The organism is Pseudomonas sp. PA27(2017), assembly GCF_001945445.1.
Taxonomy (GTDB): domain Bacteria; phylum Pseudomonadota; class Gammaproteobacteria; order Pseudomonadales; family Pseudomonadaceae; genus Aquipseudomonas.
In genome coordinates this window covers 40,404-62,918 of sequence record NZ_MSXW01000019.1, presented here as the reverse complement: position 1 = coordinate 62,918, position 22,515 = coordinate 40,404, and the positions used below count along the sequence as shown (strand labels likewise).

25 protein-coding genes are annotated in these 22,515 nt (G+C 56.9%); 10 read left to right on the top strand and 15 right to left on the bottom strand.

Annotated elements, in window-relative coordinates; translation table 11 throughout:
- Positions 1-99: 99 nt before the first annotated feature.
- From BVH06_RS10215 to BVH06_RS25845, 3 genes are read left to right on the top strand one after another with little or no spacing between them, the layout of a single operon-like run.
- Positions 100-777 (top strand): VWA domain-containing protein, encoded by a 678-nt coding sequence (locus BVH06_RS10215; RefSeq protein ID WP_075934000.1) that lies wholly within the window; start codon positions 100-102, stop codon positions 775-777.
- Positions 767-1,525: a PP2C family serine/threonine-protein phosphatase gene (locus BVH06_RS10210; protein ID WP_075933999.1), complete on the top strand. Its 759-nt coding sequence runs from the start codon at positions 767-769 to the stop codon at positions 1,523-1,525. The genes BVH06_RS10215 and BVH06_RS10210 overlap by 11 nt, the downstream gene beginning before the upstream one ends.
- Positions 1,522-3,699: a helix-hairpin-helix domain-containing protein gene (locus BVH06_RS25845; protein WP_075933998.1), complete on the top strand. Its 2,178-nt coding sequence runs from the start codon at positions 1,522-1,524 to the stop codon at positions 3,697-3,699. The genes BVH06_RS10210 and BVH06_RS25845 overlap by 4 nt, the downstream gene beginning before the upstream one ends.
- A gap of 147 nt (positions 3,700-3,846) precedes the next feature.
- Here the strand turns inward: BVH06_RS25845 and BVH06_RS10200 are convergent, their stop codons facing one another.
- Together BVH06_RS10200 and BVH06_RS10195 are read right to left on the bottom strand one after the other, a co-directional pair.
- The gene (locus BVH06_RS10200) at positions 3,847-4,428 is read right to left on the bottom strand and encodes a hypothetical protein (protein ID WP_075933997.1); all 582 of its coding nucleotides are present in this window, start codon (positions 4,426-4,428) and stop codon (positions 3,847-3,849) included.
- Positions 4,429-4,516: 88 nt separating this feature from the next.
- A complete protein-coding gene (locus BVH06_RS10195; RefSeq protein WP_075933996.1) occupies positions 4,517-4,858 on the bottom strand; it encodes a hypothetical protein in 342 nt (113 codons plus the stop codon).
- A gap of 92 nt (positions 4,859-4,950) precedes the next feature.
- Here BVH06_RS10195 and BVH06_RS10190 point away from each other — a divergent pair, with 92 nt between their 5' ends.
- Positions 4,951-5,196, top strand: coding sequence for a helix-turn-helix domain-containing protein (locus tag BVH06_RS10190; protein WP_075933995.1), 246 nt, complete (start codon positions 4,951-4,953; stop codon positions 5,194-5,196).
- Positions 5,197-5,212: 16 nt separating this feature from the next.
- Here the strand turns inward: BVH06_RS10190 and BVH06_RS26265 are convergent, their stop codons facing one another.
- From BVH06_RS26265 to BVH06_RS10165, 5 genes are all read right to left on the bottom strand, one after another.
- A complete protein-coding gene (locus tag BVH06_RS26265; RefSeq protein ID WP_371915278.1) occupies positions 5,213-5,503 on the bottom strand; it encodes a hypothetical protein in 291 nt (96 codons plus the stop codon).
- 41 nt (positions 5,504-5,544) lie between these two features.
- Positions 5,545-6,441: a hypothetical protein gene (locus tag BVH06_RS10180; RefSeq protein WP_075933994.1), complete on the bottom strand. Its 897-nt coding sequence runs from the start codon at positions 6,439-6,441 to the stop codon at positions 5,545-5,547.
- Between the two features lie 88 nt (positions 6,442-6,529).
- Positions 6,530-7,534 carry a YqaJ viral recombinase family protein gene (locus BVH06_RS10175; protein ID WP_075933993.1) on the bottom strand — a complete coding sequence of 335 codons (1,005 nt, stop codon included), beginning with the start codon at positions 7,532-7,534 and terminating at the stop codon, positions 6,530-6,532.
- An 86-nt stretch (positions 7,535-7,620) separates the two neighbouring features.
- Positions 7,621-8,589, bottom strand: coding sequence for a DUF932 domain-containing protein (locus BVH06_RS10170; protein ID WP_075933992.1), 969 nt, complete (start codon positions 8,587-8,589; stop codon positions 7,621-7,623).
- A 92-nt stretch (positions 8,590-8,681) separates the two neighbouring features.
- Positions 8,682-9,008, bottom strand: a complete 327-nt coding sequence (locus tag BVH06_RS10165) for a hypothetical protein (protein ID WP_075933991.1) — start codon at positions 9,006-9,008, stop codon at positions 8,682-8,684.
- A 324-nt stretch (positions 9,009-9,332) separates the two neighbouring features.
- On the opposite strand from BVH06_RS10165, the gene BVH06_RS10160 reads away from it, so the two are divergent.
- Together BVH06_RS10160 and BVH06_RS10155 are read left to right on the top strand one after the other, a co-directional pair.
- Complete coding sequence (locus tag BVH06_RS10160) at positions 9,333-9,575, top strand: helix-turn-helix transcriptional regulator (protein WP_371915277.1); 243 nt, start codon at positions 9,333-9,335, stop codon at positions 9,573-9,575.
- Positions 9,576-9,623: 48 nt separating this feature from the next.
- Positions 9,624-11,039: a YfjI family protein gene (locus BVH06_RS10155; protein ID WP_139315611.1), complete on the top strand. Its 1,416-nt coding sequence runs from the start codon at positions 9,624-9,626 to the stop codon at positions 11,037-11,039.
- Positions 11,040-11,111: 72 nt separating this feature from the next.
- Here BVH06_RS10155 and BVH06_RS10150 read toward each other — a convergent pair whose 3' ends face one another.
- The 6 genes from BVH06_RS10150 to BVH06_RS10125 form a co-directional block, all read right to left on the bottom strand.
- Positions 11,112-11,753 (bottom strand): hypothetical protein, encoded by a 642-nt coding sequence (locus BVH06_RS10150; protein WP_075933989.1) that lies wholly within the window; start codon positions 11,751-11,753, stop codon positions 11,112-11,114.
- Between the two features lie 18 nt (positions 11,754-11,771).
- Complete coding sequence (locus tag BVH06_RS10145; protein WP_075933988.1) at positions 11,772-13,118, bottom strand: site-specific integrase; 1,347 nt, start codon at positions 13,116-13,118, stop codon at positions 11,772-11,774.
- A 427-nt stretch (positions 13,119-13,545) separates the two neighbouring features.
- Complete coding sequence (locus tag BVH06_RS10140; protein WP_075933987.1) at positions 13,546-14,697, bottom strand: AAA family ATPase; 1,152 nt, start codon at positions 14,695-14,697, stop codon at positions 13,546-13,548.
- A 14-nt stretch (positions 14,698-14,711) separates the two neighbouring features.
- Positions 14,712-15,572: an RNA ligase family protein gene (locus BVH06_RS10135; RefSeq protein ID WP_075933986.1), complete on the bottom strand. Its 861-nt coding sequence runs from the start codon at positions 15,570-15,572 to the stop codon at positions 14,712-14,714.
- A gap of 491 nt (positions 15,573-16,063) precedes the next feature.
- Positions 16,064-16,321 (bottom strand): LasR-specific antiactivator QslA, encoded by a 258-nt coding sequence (locus BVH06_RS10130; protein ID WP_075933985.1) that lies wholly within the window; start codon positions 16,319-16,321, stop codon positions 16,064-16,066.
- A complete protein-coding gene (locus BVH06_RS10125) occupies positions 16,314-16,589 on the bottom strand; it encodes a hypothetical protein (RefSeq protein ID WP_075933984.1) in 276 nt (91 codons plus the stop codon). Before BVH06_RS10125 ends, BVH06_RS10130 begins: the two co-directional genes overlap by 8 nt.
- A gap of 480 nt (positions 16,590-17,069) precedes the next feature.
- Between BVH06_RS10125 and BVH06_RS10120 the strand changes: the two genes are divergently transcribed.
- The 3 genes from BVH06_RS10120 (at position 17,070) to BVH06_RS10110 (ending at position 19,430) form a co-directional block, all read left to right on the top strand.
- The gene (locus BVH06_RS10120) at positions 17,070-17,312 is read left to right on the top strand and encodes a hypothetical protein (protein WP_075933983.1); all 243 of its coding nucleotides are present in this window, start codon (positions 17,070-17,072) and stop codon (positions 17,310-17,312) included.
- Positions 17,313-17,540: 228 nt separating this feature from the next.
- Entirely contained in the window at positions 17,541-18,884 is a 1,344-nt protein-coding gene (locus BVH06_RS10115) for an APC family permease (protein WP_075933982.1), read from the top strand.
- Between the two features lie 210 nt (positions 18,885-19,094).
- Entirely contained in the window at positions 19,095-19,430 is a 336-nt protein-coding gene (locus BVH06_RS10110; RefSeq protein ID WP_075933981.1) for a hypothetical protein, read from the top strand.
- 73 nt (positions 19,431-19,503) lie between these two features.
- Here BVH06_RS10110 and BVH06_RS10105 read toward each other — a convergent pair whose 3' ends face one another.
- On the bottom strand, positions 19,504-20,415 hold the full coding sequence (locus BVH06_RS10105; protein ID WP_075933980.1) for an alpha/beta fold hydrolase: 912 nt from the start codon (positions 20,413-20,415) through the stop codon (positions 19,504-19,506).
- A 114-nt stretch (positions 20,416-20,529) separates the two neighbouring features.
- Between BVH06_RS10105 and BVH06_RS10100 the strand changes: the two genes are divergently transcribed.
- On the top strand, positions 20,530-21,453 hold the full coding sequence (locus BVH06_RS10100) for an AraC family transcriptional regulator (protein ID WP_075933979.1): 924 nt from the start codon (positions 20,530-20,532) through the stop codon (positions 21,451-21,453).
- 268 nt (positions 21,454-21,721) lie between these two features.
- Here BVH06_RS10100 and BVH06_RS10095 read toward each other — a convergent pair whose 3' ends face one another.
- Positions 21,722-22,414, bottom strand: a complete 693-nt coding sequence (locus BVH06_RS10095) for a DUF421 domain-containing protein (protein WP_075933978.1) — start codon at positions 22,412-22,414, stop codon at positions 21,722-21,724.
- Positions 22,415-22,515: the final 101 nt, after the last annotated feature.

Genomic DNA, 22,515 nt, shown 5'->3' with positions numbered 1-22,515 from the left:
GCATTTCTAGAGTGTAGAACATACGAAATTAGGTGAGATCTTTAATCCGCTCTATTATTATGGTGGCAGGATGATATCGTTACGGAATGGAAGAAAAATATGATTGATTACGAGCAGCAACCATTCGCAGATGCCGAGTTCGCAGAGAATCCAGAGCAGCGGTGCCCTTGCATTTTATTGTTGGATACTTCGGGATCAATGAACGGAGATCCCATACAGCAGCTCAACGATGCACTGCAGTTTTTCAAAGATGATTTGAATGCGGACGCTATGGCCGCTAAGCGCGTGGAGTTAGCTGTGGTGACATTTGGCCCCGTCGAAGTGCGCACCGATTTCACTACGGTCGATGGTTTTTTCCCTGAGGTATTGGAGGCCAGCGGTACAACTCCGATGGGCGAGGCTGTCGAGCGGGCTCTTGATCTCCTGCGTGATCGTAAAGCTCGATATCGTGATAACGGTGTCAAATATTACCGCCCATGGGTTTTCCTAATTACCGATGGTGCCCCAACTGACAACTGGCAGGAGGCGCGTCGCCGTATCCACGAGGGCGAGGCAAAAAAGGAATTTATGTTTTACTCCGTTGGCGTTGCCGGCGCGGATATGTCCACCCTTTCCGAGCTCGGAACTCGTCAGCCCTTAAAACTAAAAGGCCTCGCTTTCCGCGAGCTCTTCGCTTGGCTTTCTAGCTCTCTAAGCGCCGTATCTCAGTCAAACCCAGGCGATGCTGTTCCCCTCGTAAATCCGACTGCTCCAGAGGGCTGGGCCGTTGCAGGTTAGTCCACGCTGGCGCTGGGCGGTTGCATCTCGTACGGGCACATCCCATGTGCGAATGGGTACCCGGAAGCAGGATGCTTATAGCGTCATGCAGATCAAGCCAAATATTCTCTGCGCGGTTGTTTCAGACGGTGCAGGGAGCGCGAGTCATGGTGGGCAAGGAGCATCCTTGCTTTGCCGTAGTTTGATGAACGACTTCAGAGCATGGTTTGAGTGTCACAATGACCTACCCGACAGTGAAATCCTTCTCTGCTGGATAGACAAGCTACGGGACCGTCTCTCCATGGCTGCTGAAAAGCGTGGAGTGACGAGGCGGCAATTTGCCGCGACCCTCGTAATGCTGGTGATTTCCAAAAGTCGCGTCTTAGCTCTGCAGGTTGGAGACAGCGCGCTTGTCGCTCGTAAAAATGGTGTATGGGAAGCATTGTGCTGGCCGGAAAATGGAGAGTTTGCGTCGACGACGTTCTTCGTCACGGATGATCCGGAGATTCGACTGCATACGCTCCACTTGGATCTTGAGTATGACGCCTTTGCGTTGTTTTCCGATGGGCTTGAGTCGGTTGCTTTGGAGCATGCAACGCATCAGCCTTTCGCTAGATTTTTTGATCCGATGATTAAACCTATCGATCAGAACGATGGAGAAGGGCGTCTTGCTGAACTGTCAGTTTCACTTGCACGTTATTTAGACAGCCCGGCCCTCTGTGAGCGTACAGATGACGACAAAACGCTCATTCTGATTTCGTGCAAATGAATAGCCTGTCAGTTTGGATTTCCGGTAAGAAGGAACAACTCGATAAGCGTCTTGGGAAGGGCGGAGAGGGGGACGTCTACGCTCTTGCCGGCTATTCTGATCGAGCAGTGAAAATATACAAACCTGAGCTTCGGCCATCGCGCGAAAGTAAGGTCCGAGCTATGGTCGAGGGCAGTCTTGCAGACTCGACCAATCTGGTTGCATTTCCCTCTGATGTGGTTATTGATTCTTCGGGAGTGTTTGCCGGTTTTTCCATGCGGTTGGTTGGGGGATACCGACCATTGCATGAACTGTACAGTCCGAAGTCGCGCAAGATACATTTCCCTAAAGCAGACTATCGATTCCTTGTTCGGGTTGCTCAGAACGTCGCACGCGCGGTCGCAACTGTTCATCAAGCCGGATGCGTTATCGGTGACCTTAATCACTCTGGAGTTCTGGTTGCGCAGGACGCTACGGTTGCACTAATTGATGCCGACAGTTTTCAGTTCAGCTTGAAGGGGCAGCTCTATCCCTGCGTTGTCGGTACAGAGGACTTCACCCCGCCTGAGCTTCATGGCGCCAGCCTTAGTAATGTTAAGCGAACCCAAGCACACGACAATTTTGGTCTTGCTGTCGCTATATTTCAGCTTTTGGTTATGGGTAAGCACCCCTACGCAGGCCGCTTCAGAGGAGCTGACCTTAGCTTGGGCCAGTCGATCGCACAGAATCGATTTGCATTTTCCGTCAAGCGTCAAAACGAAACACTCACCACTCCGCCACCTGGTTCAGTTTTGCTGAGTGATTTCACTCCTTCTATCGCTTCAGCATTTGAAGCTGCGTTCGGTTTAACCGCAAGTGCCCGCCCAGACCCCGGATCTTGGGTGGGCTTGCTCCAAGGCCTCGAGACTAATTTGCGTCAGTGCACGAATGTGCGAAGTCATTATTTCCCAGGTGCGGCTGGGAGTTGCCTCTGGTGCAGGCTTGCCAGTCAGTCTGGCGTTGAGATGTTTCCGATTGGACTTATCGCGGGCAGTATCCCGGCAGTGGCCTCTTTCGACTTGGAGCGAGTATGGGCGGCGATCCAAGCTGTAAGACTGCCTCGGCCTGATGAGGTACTTCCGACCTGGAGCGGAGATCTTGGCCCATCCAGTACGGCCGTTACTCAAGCGCAGAGCAAGGGTTCTGACAAAGTGGCGTTCGGTGGTTTGGCTATAATTGCTGCAGTTGTGGGTGCTATTTTCGCCCCCAAATTAGCGCTTATATGGGTAGGGCTTGGTATCTACGGCTTGGTAGGGATTTTTTCCAAAGCCCCAGTGCATACAGCTCCGTTTCTGCAAGCCTATAAAGATGCAGACGACCGAGTAGGCTTGGCATCGCAGGCGTACCTTCAGCGCATCGGGCTGAAAGAGATGGTTGTTCTGCGTACCGAGTTGGAAGGGCTCGTGGGGCGGTATCAGCAAGTTGATGACGATCTTGCCCAGTCGCTAATGAAGCTGAAGTCAACACGAGAGGCTCGCCAAAGAACTGAGTTCTTGGATCGATTTTTGATAAGACGTGCAAAGATTCCAGGAATAGGTCCAGCGAAAACCGCTACCTTGGCTTCCTTCGGCATCGAAACAGCTGCAGACATCAATTCAAGGGCTGTTCTTTCAGTGCCGGGCTTTGGTGACGCGTTGACTAGGAAAATGCTTGCGTGGCGTCAAAGCCATGAAGCTAAGTTCCGATATAACGCTTCTCCAGATGCGTCTGATGTACAGGCAGAGAACGCTGTACGCTCCGCTTCTGCGACTAAACAGATCGATCTCCAGAATAGACTCCGGGCTGGCTTGGCTGCGTTACAAGCCGCTGCTCCAAGGCTATCTTCAGCTACGCCATTGCCAGATCAAGTTCTAATGCAGGCCCTTGCCGATCGAGCAGCGGCCAAGCGGGACTGCATTGCTCTGGGAATCGCTGTACCTGCGCCAGCAGCTGTGAGTATTCAAATTACGAAAAAACCGACTGCTCAGGCCAATCGTTCTTTGACTCCAGCCCCAAGTCATTCGGCCACGATTGGAACAGTCCGACCAGCAGCTTCGAATCGTTGTCCTAGCTGCGGTGCTTCCATGGTGCGCCGGACTGCTCGTAAAGGAAAAAATGCCGGAAATCAGTTCTGGGGCTGTTCGAAATATCCCGCTTGCAAAGGGACGAGAAGCTGAGAGCAAGCCTAAGGAACTCTTTACAAAGGAGCTATTATCTCTCGACCGCCGACAACTCAGAGAGGGTGGCCTCGCGGGAACCAAAAAAATAAAGCCTCACGCCAGAGCTTGGCGTGAGGCTTTATGCACGTTGCAGGAGGAGACAACTCATTCCTCTTTGGGCAAGCCGCAGTTCTCACGAATCTCATTCATCATGTCAAAGCTGATGGGGAAATTTGGATCTTCTTCTTGTATCGAGGCTATCTCGTCGTCGAAGCATGATTCCTTGCCATAGTTAGCCGGACGATCATTGGCTGCATAAGCTGCCTGACCGCGCTGGGGGCCTACATCCATCCGGTAAGCAGTCGTCTTCCCTTCAGCGTCGTAGTCTAGGTACCAGCCTGAGTCGATGAGGTAAATTCCCGGCGCGCCGCGGCCCAATAGCTCGCCTTGCTCGAAACCCTGCCAGTTATTCACAACGGCGCATCCATACTCGCCGCAACGCAGGGGGATGTAGGCATGCACGGTTTCCAAGGTGCGCTTTCCTGTTTCTCTATCAACGAAAGGGAGCTGCTTGAAGCGCGGGGTTTTGGTGCCTTGAACGCGGCAGTCATAGTTACGATCTTTGTTGGTCTTGTCTGGGCAAACGTATACGTTGGTGCCGCTTACATATTGGTTCTGATCTTGTTGGCCTGCTGCTTGGACGCTAACAGCTAGCGTGATCGCAGCCGCGAGATATGCGCATTTCATTTATTCATCCTCTGAATTTTTGCAATCCGAGGACACACACGCGTATGCGTATCCTCAATGTTTTGGGTGGGGTGTTGCTTGTGAAGGGCTACTTCTTCTTTTTGTATCTGACGACGAGCCTGTTGAACGTCGGATACTTTTCTATCTCGTAATCGGGGCTGAGGGTCATGAGGTTGTGCAGCGCTATGCCGGTGGCGGTCAGCACACCCAGCGCTCCTGTTATCCCGCCCGCAAAGCTACCTGCCGCCAGGCCGATACGGCCCGCCGTGTAAACACGGCAGGTCATTCCGGTCACCTCGATCTTGTTCTCTACCTGCTTCACGGCCTCGAGCAATTTGCCGCCTAGACCAACGACCTCAAAGGATTCCTTTCGGCCGATTAGTTGAGCCAGTTTGCTCGTGGCCAGATCCTCATAGGTGAGCTTTGTCATCTCTGGGGGTACTCCCTGTGCTACCGCGGTGATTGATAAATGGGTCGTAAATACCGTGGTCGTATTTGAAGCATATCGGAAGGATGCATGGCATGCCACGCATCTCTGTTTCACATGACCACGACCAGTCCTTAGCAAGCCTCGGGAAGGCTGTGCGTGTGCGTCGAAAGGAGCAAAAGCTGTCTCAGGAGGCGCTAGCCGACGCCTCGGGAATTGATCGCTCTCACATGGGGAAAATCGAGAGAGGGGAGCGCAACGTCACCTTTCTCAACATTGCCCGCATCGCGACCGCGCTGGGCTGCAAACCTTCTGATTTGCTGATTGCGGCAGGGCTGTAACGACAATAGGAACGGTCTATTGCAGTAGCGCGCAGAGCGCTGCGATGGACAGAGCTACGATGGGCAGCAAAGGAATCGTTGCCACCAATATTGCCGCTGCTACAGCGATGCTAATCACGATCACTATGATTGCGGTGAATAGCGTTAGAAGGCCTCGTATACAAGATCCCAGCCTAATCAAAGATGGCCTTGTTTGCCCCGAAGGGTCCAGCTGCCGGGCCATGCGCAGGATGTCGGTTTCGATGACTGGCAAATTCACCAGGTAACTGCCGGCGACTTCAGTGGCCTTAAGCTTGTGAAATTTCATGGTGTGCCTCCGGATGGCGAGCCGGTTCGGCCCGCCTGTGGTTAGGCAGATGGTTCGAGTTGATGGCATTGGGCCTCCAGCTTTTCTGCCAGAGACTGGGTGTGAACGGTGTCGCTGGGCTTCGACGCGGCAGGCTGGCCATCTGGAAAGAACTCTTCAGCAATGGCGCTGCTGTCCTCGCCGTCGTCCTCGAAGATGCCGTTACCCAGACCGACACGCGCCGTGGCATCCAGCGCGCCTTGATCAAAACCCGCCGCCTGACGCGCCTCATCCAACTCACGCGCAGTAAGTAACGCTTGCTCCACGGTCATGCCGCTGCGCAACGTCAGATCGACGTAGAAAATCGGCGTGCCATGGCTCTGCCGAGTGGATTTGCCACGTAGACGCAGCTCCAGCGGCAGGCACGCCAGGCGATCACCCGAGATGGCCCGGAAGTACTGCAACCGGGCAATCAGCGTGCGGATGCTGTTGAAGCCCGTGGTACGGAATACGAAGCTGCCTAGGGCATCCTCATCTCCAATCACCACATTCATCCGTCCGTAAGGCTTGCAGGCGTTGCCCTTGGCCAGGGGGCAGGCATCGGGCGACGGGCAGGGCAGCGATTGAACGCCGTCCTTGCCGATGCGCTTGCAGGTTTCACCGTTACCGACACACACCGGCCGACCGTTCTGCCGATCAAACAGGGTGTAATCAGCGCGGAAATTCAATTCCGGTTCGTTGAACAACAAGCGCACTGGGATGCTGCGCAGCTTGTCGTCTTTGCCCTGACGTAGATCGTCATTGAGCGGGTGCAGTAGCCAACCGTCCTTGCCTTGCACCTGAGAGGTGATGGTGAATTGGTCGTCTTTCTCCGGCAGACGTTTGCCGTTCTTCTCGACGACCTTACCGATGGAAATGCGCCCGAGCACGGGCGGAGTGATAGCCAGACCTTTGAGCATGATGGCGCTCCTTGAAAACAAAAAAGGCCAGCCAGCAGCGCGAACTGCATGGACTGGCCAAGGGGAGGGCTTGAGTGGAAGAGGGTGATCAGCCGATCAGAAAGCGCCGGCTGCCTTCCTTGAGTTTCGGATAGCGGGCCTGCAGGTAGGGCTTTTCCTGGAGCAGGCGCTCGACATCGAGCACGGTGCTGTCCTTGGCTTTACGCCAGCTCACGTAGCCGCTGGAGAACTCGGCACGGGTGGCTTCACCCATGGCCTGCTGAAGCATCTGCTTGAGCTCGGCTTCGCGCGTTTCCTTCTCGGAGATCGATTGGCGCACAGCCTTCAGCTCCAGGAAGGCTGCCGCCAGGCCGGCATTACCGCTGAAATCGACGACCTGACCGTTGTCCTGCGGATACAGGCAACGCAGCGCCAGCTCGGCGGAGGCACTGCCATCGGCAGGCGGTGGCGTATCCGTTTCGACGTACTGCCAGAAACGGCGCTCCAGCTCGATCAGGCGAGCGATCATCTGCTCGTCTCTCTCGATACGATGGATCTCCAGCGTCTGGCCACCAAGCAACACCGCTACATCCGCCGCTTGCTTACCGGTGACGGCGAGCTGGTGCATCACCTGCAACTGTACATATTCGGGGACGCCTTCTTTCCAGAGGCGTGCCCCGTTTATGCCGGCTGTCTTGCATTCGAGGATCTGCACCTCGTCCGTGCCGATCACTTCGCGATCAATGTTGGCCAGCATCCAGGGCAACTCCGGATTGGGATGCTGCAGCACGGCGTTGATGCGACGTACCTTGTGCTTCGTACGTTTGCTGTAATGCCAAGCGACGATGGGCTCCAGCACGTTTCCCCAGTACGCCGGGCTTTCTTCATCGTGTGGATCGGTCTTCGGCAGGTTGCTGTCGCGGCCGGTTTTCTCCAGCCACAGCTCCAACTGGGATTTGTAGGGATTGAGACCGACCGCCGCCGCTGCATCCGAACTGCCGATGCCTTGCTTGCGGATCTGCAGCCAGTCCTCGCGCGGCAGCTCCTTGGTGCTGACCAGGCGCAGGGCAGGGCGCTTCTTGCTGGCGCTGCCATTCAATGACGTTGCTTTCATGGTGTTCACCTTGCGGACACAAAAACGCCCGATCAGCGCTGAGCTGATCTGGCGTCATGGGTGGCTGAAATGGATAAAGGGGAGGATCAGGCGACCATTTGCACGGCCGCATCTAGAGCGCGTTGCTTGACCTGCGCGCCCTGGCCAAACCAGGCCGAGTCGAGGCGGTACTCGGTGCTGCGCGCGCGACGTTCGTGGTCGACGTACTCGGTCACGGCGTTGAGCAAGCCCCACGCGGTACCACGAGCCGACTCCAGATCCGAACCACGCCCGCGTCCTTCGTACAGCTCCTGCACACGGCGCAGGGCGCGCTCGTTGGGTAACTGTTCGGGCAGTTGGCCGATGGGGCTGACCTCGCAAAGCACGTTCATGAAGTAGCCCAAGGCCTCATGCCACTGCACCTTGCGCTCAGCTAGCGCGCGCATGCGGTACATGAAGTCGTCCCATTGCGAGACGGCGATACCGAGCTGCTTCTTCACCACCTTCGGATCGAAGCGGGTGTTGTGCGGCACCTTGATCGCCCGGCTAGTGCCGTCCAGGGCGACCGTCAGGGTGTTGTTACAGACCACACGCACGGTCGTCGGTGTCGCCGTGGTAGCCAGGGTGCCGTCACAGGAAGTCGCCAGCAGCAAGTAGCCGTTGACCTGATCATTGCCCTTGATCGACGTGCCTTGTCCGGTACGCGCCAGCGCCCAGAACTTGCGACCACCCTTGAGCACGCCTGCAGTCTCCAGTTCATAGCCGGAGACCTCGGTCAGATCGCGATAGAACTCCAGCACCTCACGTGGTTGCACGGTGTGGTAGCGGTTGGAGACAACCGACAGTGGGGCCTTGGTATCGGAGCGGAAGAGCACCTTCTGCTCCGGGAAGGAATGAATCGCGCCCAAGTGACCGACTGCATCCGATTTGAAATGCACCGGCGACTCCTGGATTTGCCAGTCCATACCAGCTTCACGTTGCCAGACCTCGATAGGTTGCTTGCGAGGCAGGTTGTTGCCCAGGCCATGCCAGGGAGTTGCGCCGACGTAGGCCATTTTTTCGATTTGATGAGCCATGATGAATTTCCTTTAAGCAATAGCCGGCATAAAGCGCTGCGCATGGCGCAGCACCAGCATTTAGAGATGAATGAGATAGGAGAACTGCCGGATCAGACCGGTTGATTGAAGCGGTGACCGCAGCTCAGGCAGAGGTTGTGGGCCAGCACATGGCGGTCGAGTTTTTCGCCAAGCTGAGCGCCCATCGCACAACCACCAGCAGCGCCAACCAGTCCGTTGAGAATGGCCGATGACAGGGCATTGAGGTTGACGTTGGGAGGCTTGGCGAGATCGCTACTGGCAATAGCAGGGCCAGTAAGCAGGATGGTGCCTGCACCACGCAGCGCACCCCCCAGCATGCCGATGAAAGCGGCAATCCGCATGGCAGTGAGATGCGTGGAGACCTGAGACGAGCCGCAGCCCGGGCAATGCAATGACATGGTTGAAGACTCCATGATGGGGATGTCATTGCGGTGATGTGTGACTGAAATTTTTCAGAGTGAAGCTGCAAGGCTGCTATTTCCGCTATTCGTAGCGGAAATAGCAGCCTTGCAGCTCACGGCACCACAATTTCAGCAGCGACTCTCTGCCTGCCGTAAAAAAATAAATTAAGCAGACGTGGTGAGCTCCAGCCCCCCAATTCGTAGAGTTGTGGCGTCGGAAGAAGCCAAGCCGACACCTTTCTTTCAGTCGAGTAGAGCGTTGAGCTAGTAAAACTAGATCAGGGGGTTCTGCTAGGCGCTTATAAAAAATTGGAGGCAGTGATGGAGCCTGATGTGATGGCCACAAAGTTACCCCGCGTGATTCGTTTGAAAGATGTTGTAGGTATGACTGGGTTAGCGCGATCAACTATATACGATCGTATGGATAGAGGGTCGCCAAGATACGATGAGAGCTTTCCTCGGCCTATAAGGCTAGGTAGAAATTCGGTGGGATGGATAGAGCTTGAGATAGTGTGTTGGATTAATTCAAGAGTCACTCTTGGAGGGGCGGGTAGCGGCGGATGAGGTAAGGCTGTTAAGTTTTTTAAAAATGGTGTTTGTAGGTGGCTAGTCGTGCGTAATAAGTTTAATACTTATAAAGTTGACCGTGATATCCCAGTTTTTGTTCCTGCTCCGCTAATTGCTGCGGCGGTAGATGAAGTTGAGTCTAATATTAAGGCTCCTAGGGCGATGGTTATGATGGGGGCGTTGGCTGCTGCTTCTTTAACTTGCCAAGCGTTAATTGATGTTGTGAAACCGAATGGGCAGAAATCCCCTGTCTCCTTAATGCTATTGACAATATCTGATTCGGGCGATCGAAAAAGCACATCTGAGGCGGTATTTACGAGGGCGATCAGAGAGTATGAGCAACAGAAGTATGATGAATACCTTGAGGCGATTGGTGTTTGGAATTTGAAAGTGGCAATGTGGGAGGTGCAAAAGAAAGAGCTGCTTAAGGTGTTGCGTAAGAATCAGAGGCTTAGCCTGTGTTGTGTAGAAATAGAGGCGGAGCTATTTGAGCATGAAAGTAAAAAGCCAGAGAGGCCTAGAAGATTTAGGATGATATATGAGGATTCTACATCGCAAGCTTTGTTCTTAGGGATGTACCAGGATGGGTCTAGTGTGGGTCTTGTTTCGGACGAGGCCTCTGGAATGTTGAATGGTCGGGCGTTTAACGATTTTTCAAAGTTGAATACGCTATGGAGTGGTGGCCAGATTACGATTGATCGGACGTCCTCTGAAAGCTATCAGTTAACAGATGCGAGGCTTACTGTATCTATGATGATTCAAGAGCAAGCTTTTCTCAGCTATATGTCGCGAAAAGGTGAGCAGGCTCGTGGTGTTGGTCTCTGGGCAAGATTTTTAGTTTGTCAGCCTAAGTCAATAAGGGGGACTAGGTTGATGACGACTTTTACCAGCTCGTGGCAGCGAGCCAATGATTTTAGTGAAAGAGTTGAAGAGTTGTTAAAACGGAACTCAGCATTCCAAGAGTGTCAGGCGGGGCGAGAGAAGGTTAAGTTCAGTCCTGCCGCTGCCGTGCGCTGGATGGAGGTTTTCAATGAAATAGAATTGGGAATGTTAAAGGGTGGGCGCTATGAGCGGATGCCGGATTTTGCTTCAAAGCTGGCTGACAATATGGCAAGAATTGCAGCGGTGATACATTATTTTGAGGGCATGGAAGGTGAAATATCTCTTGACGTCTTCGAGTTTGCTATCGAATTGGGCTTTTGGTTTTCTGATCAATTCAAGGGGGTTTTTGTGCCGCCTAGCCAACTTGAAGTCGACTCAATCGAGCTGTATGAGTGGTTGTTAGCTCGAAGGGCTAAAGATGGGCGTGATACAAAAAAGAACGAGGTTCTTCAGTATGGGCCGTTTAGGATGAGGAAGAAGGAAGTGTTGGAGCCGATTTTGAATATGCTCAGCGAAGCAAATAAGATTCGGCTAGACGAACGGCGTTTAGGTAAGGTTATAGTTCGTATCTGCCGTTGAGAGGGCGGCTGGATATTAAGAGTGGAATGCTCCAGCGGCAACTCTGTTATCGAGAGTATAGGCGTGCCATTGTTATATGCTCTGCTTTTTACGGTGCTCAATTAGTATGTTGAGTATGAGGCTGATTATGTCGTCTTTGCTTTTTTTGCCAAAAAGCCTGCGCTCTGCTTCGTTTTCGTACATGGAGTCTGTTATTTCCCTGGCTATCTGATCATTTTTTTTATTTTTGTTCTGTGGGTGGTTTTCGATATGTTGTTGTATGGCTTTTGTTAGGTCGCTTTGCTTTGTTGCTTTTGCGCGTCCCCCATCTTCGGAGCGAGAGGCTCTCTTAGTTATTATGGGGTCGTTTAGGCCTTCAAGATAGCCTAGGTGTTCGATTGCTATGAGCAGCGAGTCCCAAGCGGTTAGGTGGTTTTTTGCTATCAGTGCTTCTTCTACGATTATTAAATAGTGTAGTAATAGATTTATCGTGGAATCTGTTCTTTTCTTTAGATTTGAGGTTGTAAGTCTCTCGATGTTGAAACTGTTGATGATTTCGTTGGCGTCTCGTGTGCTTCTGTTCTTTCTTATATAGTCGATGGCTTCCTCGGTGCTTGTGCTGGGGTCTATGGTATTTAAATATATGGTTGTTTTATTTTTGATGTTCTTTAGGCTGGTGTTAAGTAAGTTGGTAAGTTGGTTTTCATTGGTTTTTTCTTGTGCGATTTTTTTCATGAGATTATTTTTCGATATTTAAGTTTTGTTCGCTAGTTGTTCTAGTCGAATGCCGAGTGTCCGCCAAGCTTCCGCCATTTCTTTTGCGTAGCTATGTCGCTGGTAGGTGCGCTTAACCTTGTTTTCCTCAGTGTGGTTGAGGCAGCGCTCAGCGACTTCCGGGAGGACACCAAGGGCGGTCATGATCGTGGCACCAGTCCGTCTAAGGTCGTGTGGAGTCCACTTTCCTCCTGGGAGAAGTAGCGCCTGAGCATTGGCACTTCTGTTACTCAAGATCCCTTGGTTTGGCAAGCGTTGCCTATCCCCGAGCTGCTTGGTTACTGTCTTCGAGCAAACAGGGCCATTATTTTGAGTGTTGGGGTAGCACCATTCGCTGGCAGAGCTGGATGCCATGACGACCTTGAACTGCTGGGTTGCGAATGGGGAGAGGGTTACATTGTGGGCCTTACCGTTTTTACTTTGCTCTGCAGGTATGTGCCAGTTGCCTTTGATTAGGTCGACGTTCTCCCATCGGGCATTCAGCAGTTCGCCGATGCGACAGCAAGTCGACAAAGCGATCCAAATTGCAGCCTCTGAGGAGGGGAGTAGGCCAGCTTGCGGAGCAAGTCTTGATAATGCGCGGATTTCTTCCTCGCTCAATACACGATCTCGCTCGACATCCTTGCCGCCAATTTTAGCTTTGCGAATGCTCGCAGTAGGATCGTGATCAATCAGATCTCTGTCTACAGCGAATCTGAACATCTGGCGCATCAGGCTGAAAATCATCTTCGCCATCCGGTTGACGCCACGGGCAAGCAGGGCGTCAGTTACCTCTGTGATATGACCTTTTTTCACATCTTCGACAGCTATTTTGCCTAGGAACGGCAGAACATCTTTCTCAAACATGCGGCGAACCTCGGCCCCGCCGTCCTTGCGGTTGATCAAGTCGACCTTGGCCCAGTGGTCGAATAGATACTGGACAGTTTTTCTGGCGGCTTGTCGGGCCTGGGCCGCCTCCAATGCAGCCTTTTCTGCGGCAATCCGTGAAAACTCAGCGTCGCGTACCGCCACGCGAGCGGCTTCCTCAGCTTCGAGATGTTCTTTTACATCTCTGACACCTGACTTATGAAGGCCTGCGAGCTCCTTGGCTCGCTGACCTGCCTCAGCGAGTGTCATAGTGCCTTCGCTGCCATCGCGACTGTATGTTCCGATGGGGAAGGTGATGCGCTCACTGCTGCTGTTTGTGTAGCGGTAATAGAAGAGGCGTTCTCCGCTTGGGGTGATACGGGCCACCAAGCTGCCGTGTCCCCAGATGGCTACTTCGCTCAGCCACTTGTCACCCATACCAGGTTTGGCTGTCATCTGGCGATCTGTAATCTTGGCCATAGTTAGCCTCCTCGTTGCCAATTGGTTGCCAATTAAGATTGTCTGGTTGCCAATTCGTTGCCAATTGAGATGGGTTTTCCTCGAATTGCTTTGGACCATTTTGGACGATTAAATTTCTTTACTCCATAAAAATCAATCGCTTGCTGGGTATGATCGGATTAGATTGGATGTCCTTGGAAAGTTTTTTACCTGCATGGGGTGCAAGGGGTAGAGTGTTCGAATCACTCCGTCCCGACCAAATAATCCCAACATCAAAGCCCGATCAGAAATGATCGGGCTTTTTTGTTTTTGTGCCGTTAACCCTGTGTCGTAAAAGCCCACTTGCGCGAATGACCTCGTGTCAACAACAGCAATGAGGCGGGTTTAGCCGCATCATGCGGGTCGATTTGTGGTCACTTCGAGCGTCTGCACCCAAGTGAGCGCCCAGCTACAGCACAGCCGATTCGCTGTGGTAGTGAACCTGGTGGGCCTCGCTTGGCAGCGGCACCTCCCATTTGAACAGCATGCGGCGGATATCCTCGTTACGCAGGCTGGTGTCGCGCCGGGTGTTACGCCGGTAGACCTCTTTCTCGGGCATCTCCAGATACTGGATCTGCACCTTGGCCTGGTAGGCGTACAGCAGGTCGAGGGTCTTCTTGCGCATCTGCGCCGACAGGTGCGTGGAGTTCCAGACAAAGGGCTGTTTCTCGCGCAGCAATGACTTGGCCCGGTCGATGGCGAAGTGCGCAGCGGCGCCTTCGTTCTCACCATGGCGCAGGCCCAGGGCCTCGCGGGCGTCGTCGAAGGAGATCACCGGCAGATCCGGGTGGTGTTTGGCCACCCAGGTGTTCTTGCCACTGGCCGGCATGCCGGACAGCATGATGACCCGCGAGCCCTCCGGCTCATGCAGCGGGTAGTCGGGATGCACCCGGGCACCGCGGAAGTACTGGATACGGGTGTAGTCATCGACGAATGCCCGTGGCCCATACAGGCAGCCTTCCTCGGCGGCCAGCTCGCGAAACAGCTCGATCTCGTCTAGCACGGCTTGCTTGCCCACGTAGGTGCGCCCCTGCATGTCCGCTTCCGCGACCGCGCAGAGCATCCATACCGGCAGCTCCCACGACAGCTTGTGCAGGATGAACTCCGGGCTCTGCCCGCTGCGATTGCCCGAAAGCGCGAAGAACGGCAACTGGTGCACCGAGATGATCCGGCATACCTGCTCGCGCAACTCGAAGGGCATGCCTGCCCGCCACAGCAGTAGGCGAGTATCCACGGCGCCGCGTCGTGAGTGGCCGGGCTGGCCGATGCGCCCGGTTTCGGTGTCGATCACCGTGGTGTCCGGCTTCGAGATGTCGTGCAGCAGCGCTGCCAGGAACAGCACCAGGCGCTGTTCCTCGGTGGCTTGCTGATAGCGCGGTTGCGCGAGCAGGGCCTCGACCACCATGCAGGTGTGGATCCATACGTCGCCCTCGGCGTGGTAGTGCGGATCCTGGGGTGTGCTCGCCAGGCGCAGCAGGGCAGGAATCGCTTCCAAGCATGCCTTCGCGTCGAAGCGCTGGCCCGGTTCTGGAACCAGGCCTTGCAGTTGTTGAATGTCCATTTTGTTGTTCTCCTTCAATAACCAGACCGCTGGCCATTCCAGTCCATCGACAGGCGAGGGGCGTAGAGGTCAACCCCGTCGGCCAGCAGGTTGGGAATGAATGGCTGGTTCGCATGATGCTGGTCCGCATCGAGGATCGCCTGGACGAAGTCCTGGCGAACCCACTTGAGGCGTCCGTTGGTTTGTTTTTCGTCTTCGAGCTTCAGGTACAGGCCTTCCATCACCGTCGACTTGTCGCACTGCCGCCACGCCCGTTCCAGGTCCAGGCCTTCGCGCTGCACCGTGGCTTCGAAGGCGCTATGCCATGCCGGCGACTTGGCCTGCGAGTCGCCGAGCAGCTCAAGCAGATCCTTGAGCCGCACTGGTGCCAGCCCTTCATGAAGCACCGGCACCGACAGCACCGGGCCGTCGCGCAGCAGCTGGCGCCGGGCTGTCGTCGGGAGGAACAGGCCATGGGCCCGATCCCAGATATCGAACTCGCAGAAGAAGTGCGGCAGGCGGTCGTAGAACACCGAATGCTTCTTGTGCATCCACTCGCCGAACAGCACGTAGCGGTCTTCAAGGCGGCTCAGCAACCAGTCCTCGTGGGCCACGGCCCACTGCTTGAAGAGGTTGAACTGGCGCTCCCGACCACCACCGGTCAGGTAGTGGCCACGCGATTGCAGCAGGAGTTCACCGGCCGCGGAGAAACTGATGCCGGCATTGGCACCGTCCAGTTTTTCCTCCACGACCAGCCACTGCCCGCTCAGTGAGGCATAACGAACCTGATCGCTATCGGTATCGCCCGGCTGCAGGCGAGAGCTCTCCAGGTGGGGCGTGCGTGGGTATTTTTGTAGCTCGAGGTTTTGCGCATAGGCGCGGAAATCCATGTTCATGGGTTTTCTCCATTGCAATTGGGAAAACCGACGACAAGGGTTCAGGCGGGCAAAATGTGGGAAGCGGCCACGCAAGTGCGCAGGCAGCCATCAGGCACGATGGACCGTCGTCGGTATCAGGCTTGTTGGCTGGAGCAGGGCACTTCGTTCACCACTTGAGAGAGGGGGGTGGAAATAAGGGGGAGCATTCAACATCCAAAAAAAACAGAAGTCAACTTTTTATCTGGCCGTTGAGCCGATCAGATTGTAGTGGTCAACAATTCCCAGACATAGAATTAAGTTTTTCTTCCGCGACCGCCGTGACCGCTGGCGGAATGAAATTGTTGAATTGGTGCGGTCTTGTAGCTTTGCACGAGGTATCGGCCAATGGGTTAATGGACAGCCCGCGGCCTCAAGAACCTGTATGCTCGATCTCTTTAACCGCAGCAATTCGAGCGCCGAGGCAGAGTTGCAGCTGCGTGTGCCTCGGTCTTTCATTCACTGCAACTAGTTCAGCCAGTCCCCTCCAGCCTCTGCTGAATCCGACTCATAAACGCCACCTCAAAGGCTTTCCGGTCCGTCTCATCCGGTAGCGCGTCCCGCTCGAAAATCAGCGCAGCCCACAGCCAGTGACTGCGCTTGCCGTTTAACCAACGTTCTGCCGCGCGGACGCCTTTATGAAAGGCCGGGCGGCAGTCTTTTGACCAGGCGATTGTGAGGCCGGGATAGCCGTCGTTGGTGGTTAGGGTGGTGGTCACGCCTTTAGTCATGGCGCTTACCTCCCCGGCTTTCGCAGCTTGCCCGGCGGTAGAGCACCGTCAGTTCCGTGAGCAGTTCTTGGGCGGCGAAGCAGGCCATTCGCACGCGAAGTGAGTCGGGGCGCTCTCGTTCCTTGCGCAGCAGGTCTTCGAGTAGTTCGTTCAGGAGCACGGCGTGCCGGTCGGCATCGGCCAGTGCGCTTTGGGCCTGGAAGGTGGCGCCTGTAATCGGGTTAGGGCGTCTGGGGAAGTTGAGTACACGGCCGAGTGGGTTAGCCATGGGGCACCTCCGGGATGGAGGTTTGTGGGCCGTTGGGGCGAGCAGGGTGGTGCCCTGGCGTAAAAGCTGGGTGGCGCATTTTCCTTATGCTCCTTGGTTTCGTTAAGGAGCTGCCACCGACCGTTCTGACTCGATTTGGGTGGCAGACCGTACGGGGGTCAGAAACCGGAAACCAAGGGAACCGGCCAGGCCGAAGCCTGCCCCGCACGGCCTGCCATAAAGACGCGATAGCGAGCACCAACATGCTCACTACGCTCATAGCGCTAGTGCGTTCCTGGTTTTCGCGGGTTCTGACGCCCGGCCGCGGGATTGACCACGACCCGCGCACTCTAGCCCGCAGGTTTGCAGATGGCAACCATGCAGGCCGCTGGCAAAACCAAGGCCCGCCGTTGCCGCCTGTCGAAACCATTGCACTCCCGTCGTACAGGGCTTCTCAGACCTGTATGCGCAGATGTCCTGCGTCGTTACGGGAGTGTGGTCATGGCAGTCGAACATAGCGAATCAGAGTCCGCTTTCGAGTCTTCCAGCGACAAGGAAGTGGATACCGGGGCAGGGCATGGCTCGGGGCTGGAGAAGGCCAAGTCGGAGCCCAAGCAAGGCAGCAATGAGGCCGAGGCCAAGAAGAATCGTGTGGACTGGACACCGCCAGCGGGCAATCCGGGTTCGGATCAGGATGCGTTGAAAGAGCGTGAGAATGGTACGGCGCGGACGGATGAGCGCTAGGTCATTTTGTCTAGGCGCTGAGTCGGTTGCGTTGCTGTGAGGTGGCGCGGCTGAGGGTGGGGCCTTCCTTTTAGGAGCGTGTTGTGTCGGCATTTTTCGCGGGCATGGACTAGGTGTCCCCGCCCGCTCCCACAGATCCTTTGAGTCCCGCTAATTGTGATTCTGCCTTGCTGCCACCTGTGGCCTGGGGCTTTGGCTGCAGCTTTGAAGACAAACAGGACGTGAACAATGCCCGCCGCAAATACCCCGCCAACTCCCACATTGAAGCGTGCGATCACCGGCTCGATGCTGACCCTGTTCATTCTTGGCGATGTGCTGGGCGCTGGGGTGTATGCGTTGGCGGGAGTGATCGCTGGCGAGGTGGGCGGGGCGGTCTGGGTGGCTTTGCTGGTGGCGCTGGGCTTTGCGTTGCTTACAGCGGGTTCGTACGCCGAGCTGGTTACCAAGTACCCCCATGCCGGGGCCTCGGCGGTGTTTGCGGCCAGGGCGTACAAGTCGCCGCTGGTGTCGTTTCTGGTGGGCTTTTGCATGCTGGCTGCTGCGGTGACCAGTGCGGCGGGGCTGTCCCTGGCGTTTGCCGGGGATTACCTGGCAGCGTTCGTCGACGTTCCCGCCCATGTGGCGGCGCTGGTTTTTCTGGTGGTGATCGGCCTGCTCAATGCACGCGGCATCAAGGAGTCGCTGTCGGCCAATCTGGTGATGACCACCATCGAGCTTTCCGGGCTGCTGCTGGTGATAGTCGCTGCGGCGTGGTTCCTGCGCGGCGGCGAGGGCGATTTCAGCCGGGTGGTGGAATTCAAGGCGGGGGTCAACCCGGCCTATGCGGTGCTCGGTGCGGCGCTGCTGGCGTTCTATTCCTTCGTGGGTTTCGAGACCTCTGCCAATTTGGCCGAAGAAATTCGTGACGTGCGCAAGACCTACCCACGGGCGCTGTTTGGCGCCTTGCTTATTGCCGGGGCGATCTACATGGCGGTGGCCATCGGGGCGGCGGTGGTGATGCCCGTGGAACAGTTGGCCCATTCCACCGCGCCGCTGCTGGAGGTGGTGAAGGCCTCGGGCCTGGGCATCCCGGCGCAGCTGTTCGCCTTTATCGCGTTGATCGCCGTGGCCAACGGCGCCTTGCTGACGATGATCATGGCCAGCCGGCTGGCCTATGGCATGGCCCATCAGGGCTTGTTGCCGCGTTTGCTGGGCAGAGTGCTGGCCGAGCGGCGTACGCCGGCGGCAGCCATCGTGGCGACCACGCTGGTGGCCATCGTGCTGACGCTGACCGGCTCGCTGGCCACGCTGGCGCAGACCGTGGTGCTGTTGTTGCTGTTCGTGTTCATCAGCACCAACCTGGCGGTGCTGGTGCTGCGTCGGGACAAGGTGGCGGCGGATCATTTCCGCGTGCCGACTTGGGTACCGGTGCTCGGCGTGGCCTCGTGCCTGCTGCTGATGAGCCAGCAGGACGCGCAAACCTGGCTACGGGCTGGCGCGCTGTTGCTGGTCGGTGTGGTGCTGTATGGCATCAGCCGGGCCGGCGGGGTGAAGCCGCTGAAGGCCGAGGACTACAAGGTGGTGGATAGCTGAGCGGGGCGACTGCCAACGCCTGAGTAAAGGTGGCACGCAGCGGATGATTGCAGTCGGTTTCATAGTGCCATTAGCACGCCTGTGCTAATGACCGGGCTGTGATGCGGGGTTATGGTTTGGTGGTATCTCCAACGTTTTCAAGTCCTTGCGCATTTGCAGCGAGGCAACCGTTCGTTGTGGAGCATCACAATAATTTCAAGGAAGCACACCATGAAACTGCGTTCCCCGGTCACCTCCCTCGCGCTGCTTGGCGCCCTGTTTGTTGGCCTTGCTGGTTGCAGCAATATCAATCCGTCCGAAGACAAGCTCAAGTCGCTGGCCGAGACCAATCTGGGCGAGCCGGTAAGCAGCGTCGGCAACGTGCGCAGCGACTCCATGCAGACCTACTTCGTCGCGCGCACGAGTTCGGGTGACTACAACTGCACCGTGCCCAGCGGCGCCAGCGGTGCCTCCTTCGCTGTCGCCAGCTTCGGCCTGATGCAGCCTTCCGCCTATTGCCAGAGCAAGGGCAGTGGCAACGGCCGGCCCGCGCCGTTCGGCCAGTAAGGCCAGGGCCACTGGCCCGCATCCAGAGCCCCAGTGTGAAAGCCCGGCCAGGGATGGCCGGGCTTTTTCACGTCTATCGCCCGGCTGAGGCAGTCTTCATGAAAGCCGCCAGGTCCCCGTTGAAGCGCTCGGCTTCTTCGAAAAAGGGCGCGTGCCCGGACTGCGCATAACGTTTCGCCTGCGCCCGCGAGTTGAGCGCCTGGGCGCGGGCAATGCTCGGTTGCACCTGCACGAGCTGGTCCCTGGCGCCGTAGAGCAACAGCAGCGGAACCTGCGCCTTGGGTAGCCCGTCAGCGGCCGCACTGCGCATGCCTGGAATGGCGCGGGTCATCGGCCAGGAGGCCATCGCTGCGTTGGTCAGCAGCACCTCCATGCTGTCGGCATCGGGCTGGGTGTGGAAGCACAGGCGCACGAAGGCGCGCAGGGCATCGAGGTGGGTTTTCAGGTCATCCGAGGCCAGGCCGGCGTACACCTTGGGGTGTGGGGTGATCAGCGCTTCGGTCAGTTCGATAACGGCATTGACGTAGACAGCCCCGCCGATCGCGGCATCGCCATGGGCGGCCAGGTAATCGGATATCACCAGCCCACCCAGGGACCAGCCTACCAGCACGGGTCGCTTGGCGCCCGTTGCGGCCAGTACGGCGGCCAGGTCGTCGGCGTAGCGGCGGCCATCGTTGTAGGCATCGCTATCGGTCGGCTTGTCGGAGAGGCCGTGGCCGCGCAGGTCGTAGCTGATCAACCGGTAACCCTGCAGCGCTGGGCTTTCGATCTGGCGTTGCCAGTTCAGCCGGCTGCCCAGCAGACCATGGATGAACACGATGGCCGGGCCATCGGGATTGCCCGCTTCCTGTACGGCAACTTGCAGGCCAGCGGGCGTGGTCACACGGTAGTGTTTCTCGGTGGCGAAAGCGGCGCTGGATACCGCAGCGAGCAGCAGTACGAGCCAGAGATCGCGCACGGTTCTGGAGGGATGTGAGGGATTCATGGGGGCTCCTGGGGATGAACGAATGGCGTTGAGTCTATGGCGATGATATGGGACGATCCATGACGAATCGTTTTTGATTATTGATCGATCGTCCTGATCTTCTGAGGATCCACCATGAGCGCGAATGACCTGATCAGCGAGCTGCTGGGCGGCATGCGCCTCTGCGGTGTGCAGTTTCGTCGCCTTACGGTGCGGGCGGCTCAGGGCATTGGCTTTACCAATGAGCTGGGGCGCGGGCAGTTTCATTTCGTGGCGCGTGGGCCTGTCTGGCTACGCAGCCCAGGTGGCGACATGCACCGCCTGGAAAGCGGCGATGCGGTGTTGCTGCCCCGTGGCGGGCAGCACGCGATGTTGGCGGCACCGCAGGTTGGCAGCCGTGCCATTCAGGCGTTCGACCTGAATCTGCCGGCCGACGCTCAGCCGTGCGATCCGCAGGCGGCGATTATCTTCAGTTGTTGCATGCAACTGGAGTTGGGCGGCATGCAGCCGCTGGTAGCGGCCATGCCGGAGGTGATGCGTGTCGACACGCTGCTCGACTGCGCGCCGGAGATTCGTCCGCTGCTCGAGGCGATGGAGCGCGAGTCCCTGCTGCTGCTGGCCGGTCACGGCGGCATCCTGGCGCGGCTGGCCGAGGTGGTGGCTGCGCTGATCGTACGGGGCTGGATTACTGCCGGTGATGGCGAGGCGGGCGGGTGGATCAGTGCGCTGCACGACCCGCGGTTGAGCAAGGCGCTGCTGTCGATGCATAGACACCCGGAACGGCCGTGGACGGTAGCCGCGTTGGCAGGCGAGGCAGGGCAGTCGCGCTCGGTATTCGCACAGCGCTTTCTACGCGCTTTGGGGGTCGCCCCATTGCGTTACCTGACCGACCTGCGGATGCGCCTGGCACTGCAGTGCCTGCGTGATGAGCAGGTATCGGTCGAGCGGGTGGCCGAGGCGCTTGGCTATGGCTCACTGGCGGCGTTCAGCCGGGCCTTCAAGCGTTCAGTGGGTATGTCGCCAGGCGCAGTAAAACGCGGAGCCATGCTGGCCGTGTGATCGATAAGTGCTGCCGCTAAGGGACAAAACCGGCATTTGCCGGTTTTCTAGTCGGCGCGGTGCTTATTCGAGTTCGTGAAGCAGGGTGACGCCGGAGTACAGGCCAATCACGAACAGAGCCAGGAATACCACTGCCGAGCCGATCAGAAATGCAGTCATGGTGCGGGCCTTTTCTTCTGTGGGCGCCTCGTTGCTGGCGCGATAGGAGGGTAGAGGCGCCACGATGCAGAACCGTTCAGGTGATTTTTTCCGGTGGGCGCTGTGGCGATCAGCGTAGCCGTTCATGGCTCAGCGCTGGCGACCAGATGCGCTGGCTGCAGCGCGGGCAATTGGCCGCTTGCCCTGCATCCATCGGCTGCGTGTAGCCGCAGCGCACGCAGGCGTAGGTGCCGGCCTCGGGTACCTGCTGGTAGTCACGGCGGTGCTCGGCCGGCAACACGCTAAGGCCGGGCTTTACCGCATCGGCGGCGAAGAAGTACAGGCTCATGTCGCCGTCGGTTTCCAGAATGCCGAGGCGCACCTGGCCCAGGTGCTCGACGCCTTGCTGGCGCAGCTCCATGAAGAATTCATCGGACGAAATGTTCAGGTGATCCAGGCTGTTCAGCTCGTAGAGGCCGTCCTTGATGATGGTCACGGGCTTGCCTTCCATCCAGTCGGAGATGCGCTCGCTGCGGCGCATCATCGTCACCGTGACGCGGTACAGCACCAGCAGGGTGACGAACACCATGGCCACCGGCAGCAGCGGCACGTCGTCGTAGAACGACACGTCACCGGCCGCCGAGCCGAGGGTGAGGATTACCACCAGCTCGAACAGCGACAGCTGGCGAATGCCGCGCCGGCCGCTGACCTTGAGAAACACGAACACCACCACGAAGGCGAACAGCGCGCGAAACGCCACTTCACCCAGAAACAGGAATGGGAAATCACCCAGCAGCATGCGCTGCCAATCGAATGCGTTCATCCATCGCTCCGCCAGCCTGCCTATATGGGTGAGACCGCCTGGCAGCCGAATGGGTCGAACTCGATGTGCTCGGCCAGCGAAGCGCCGTGCTAGACGAGCTG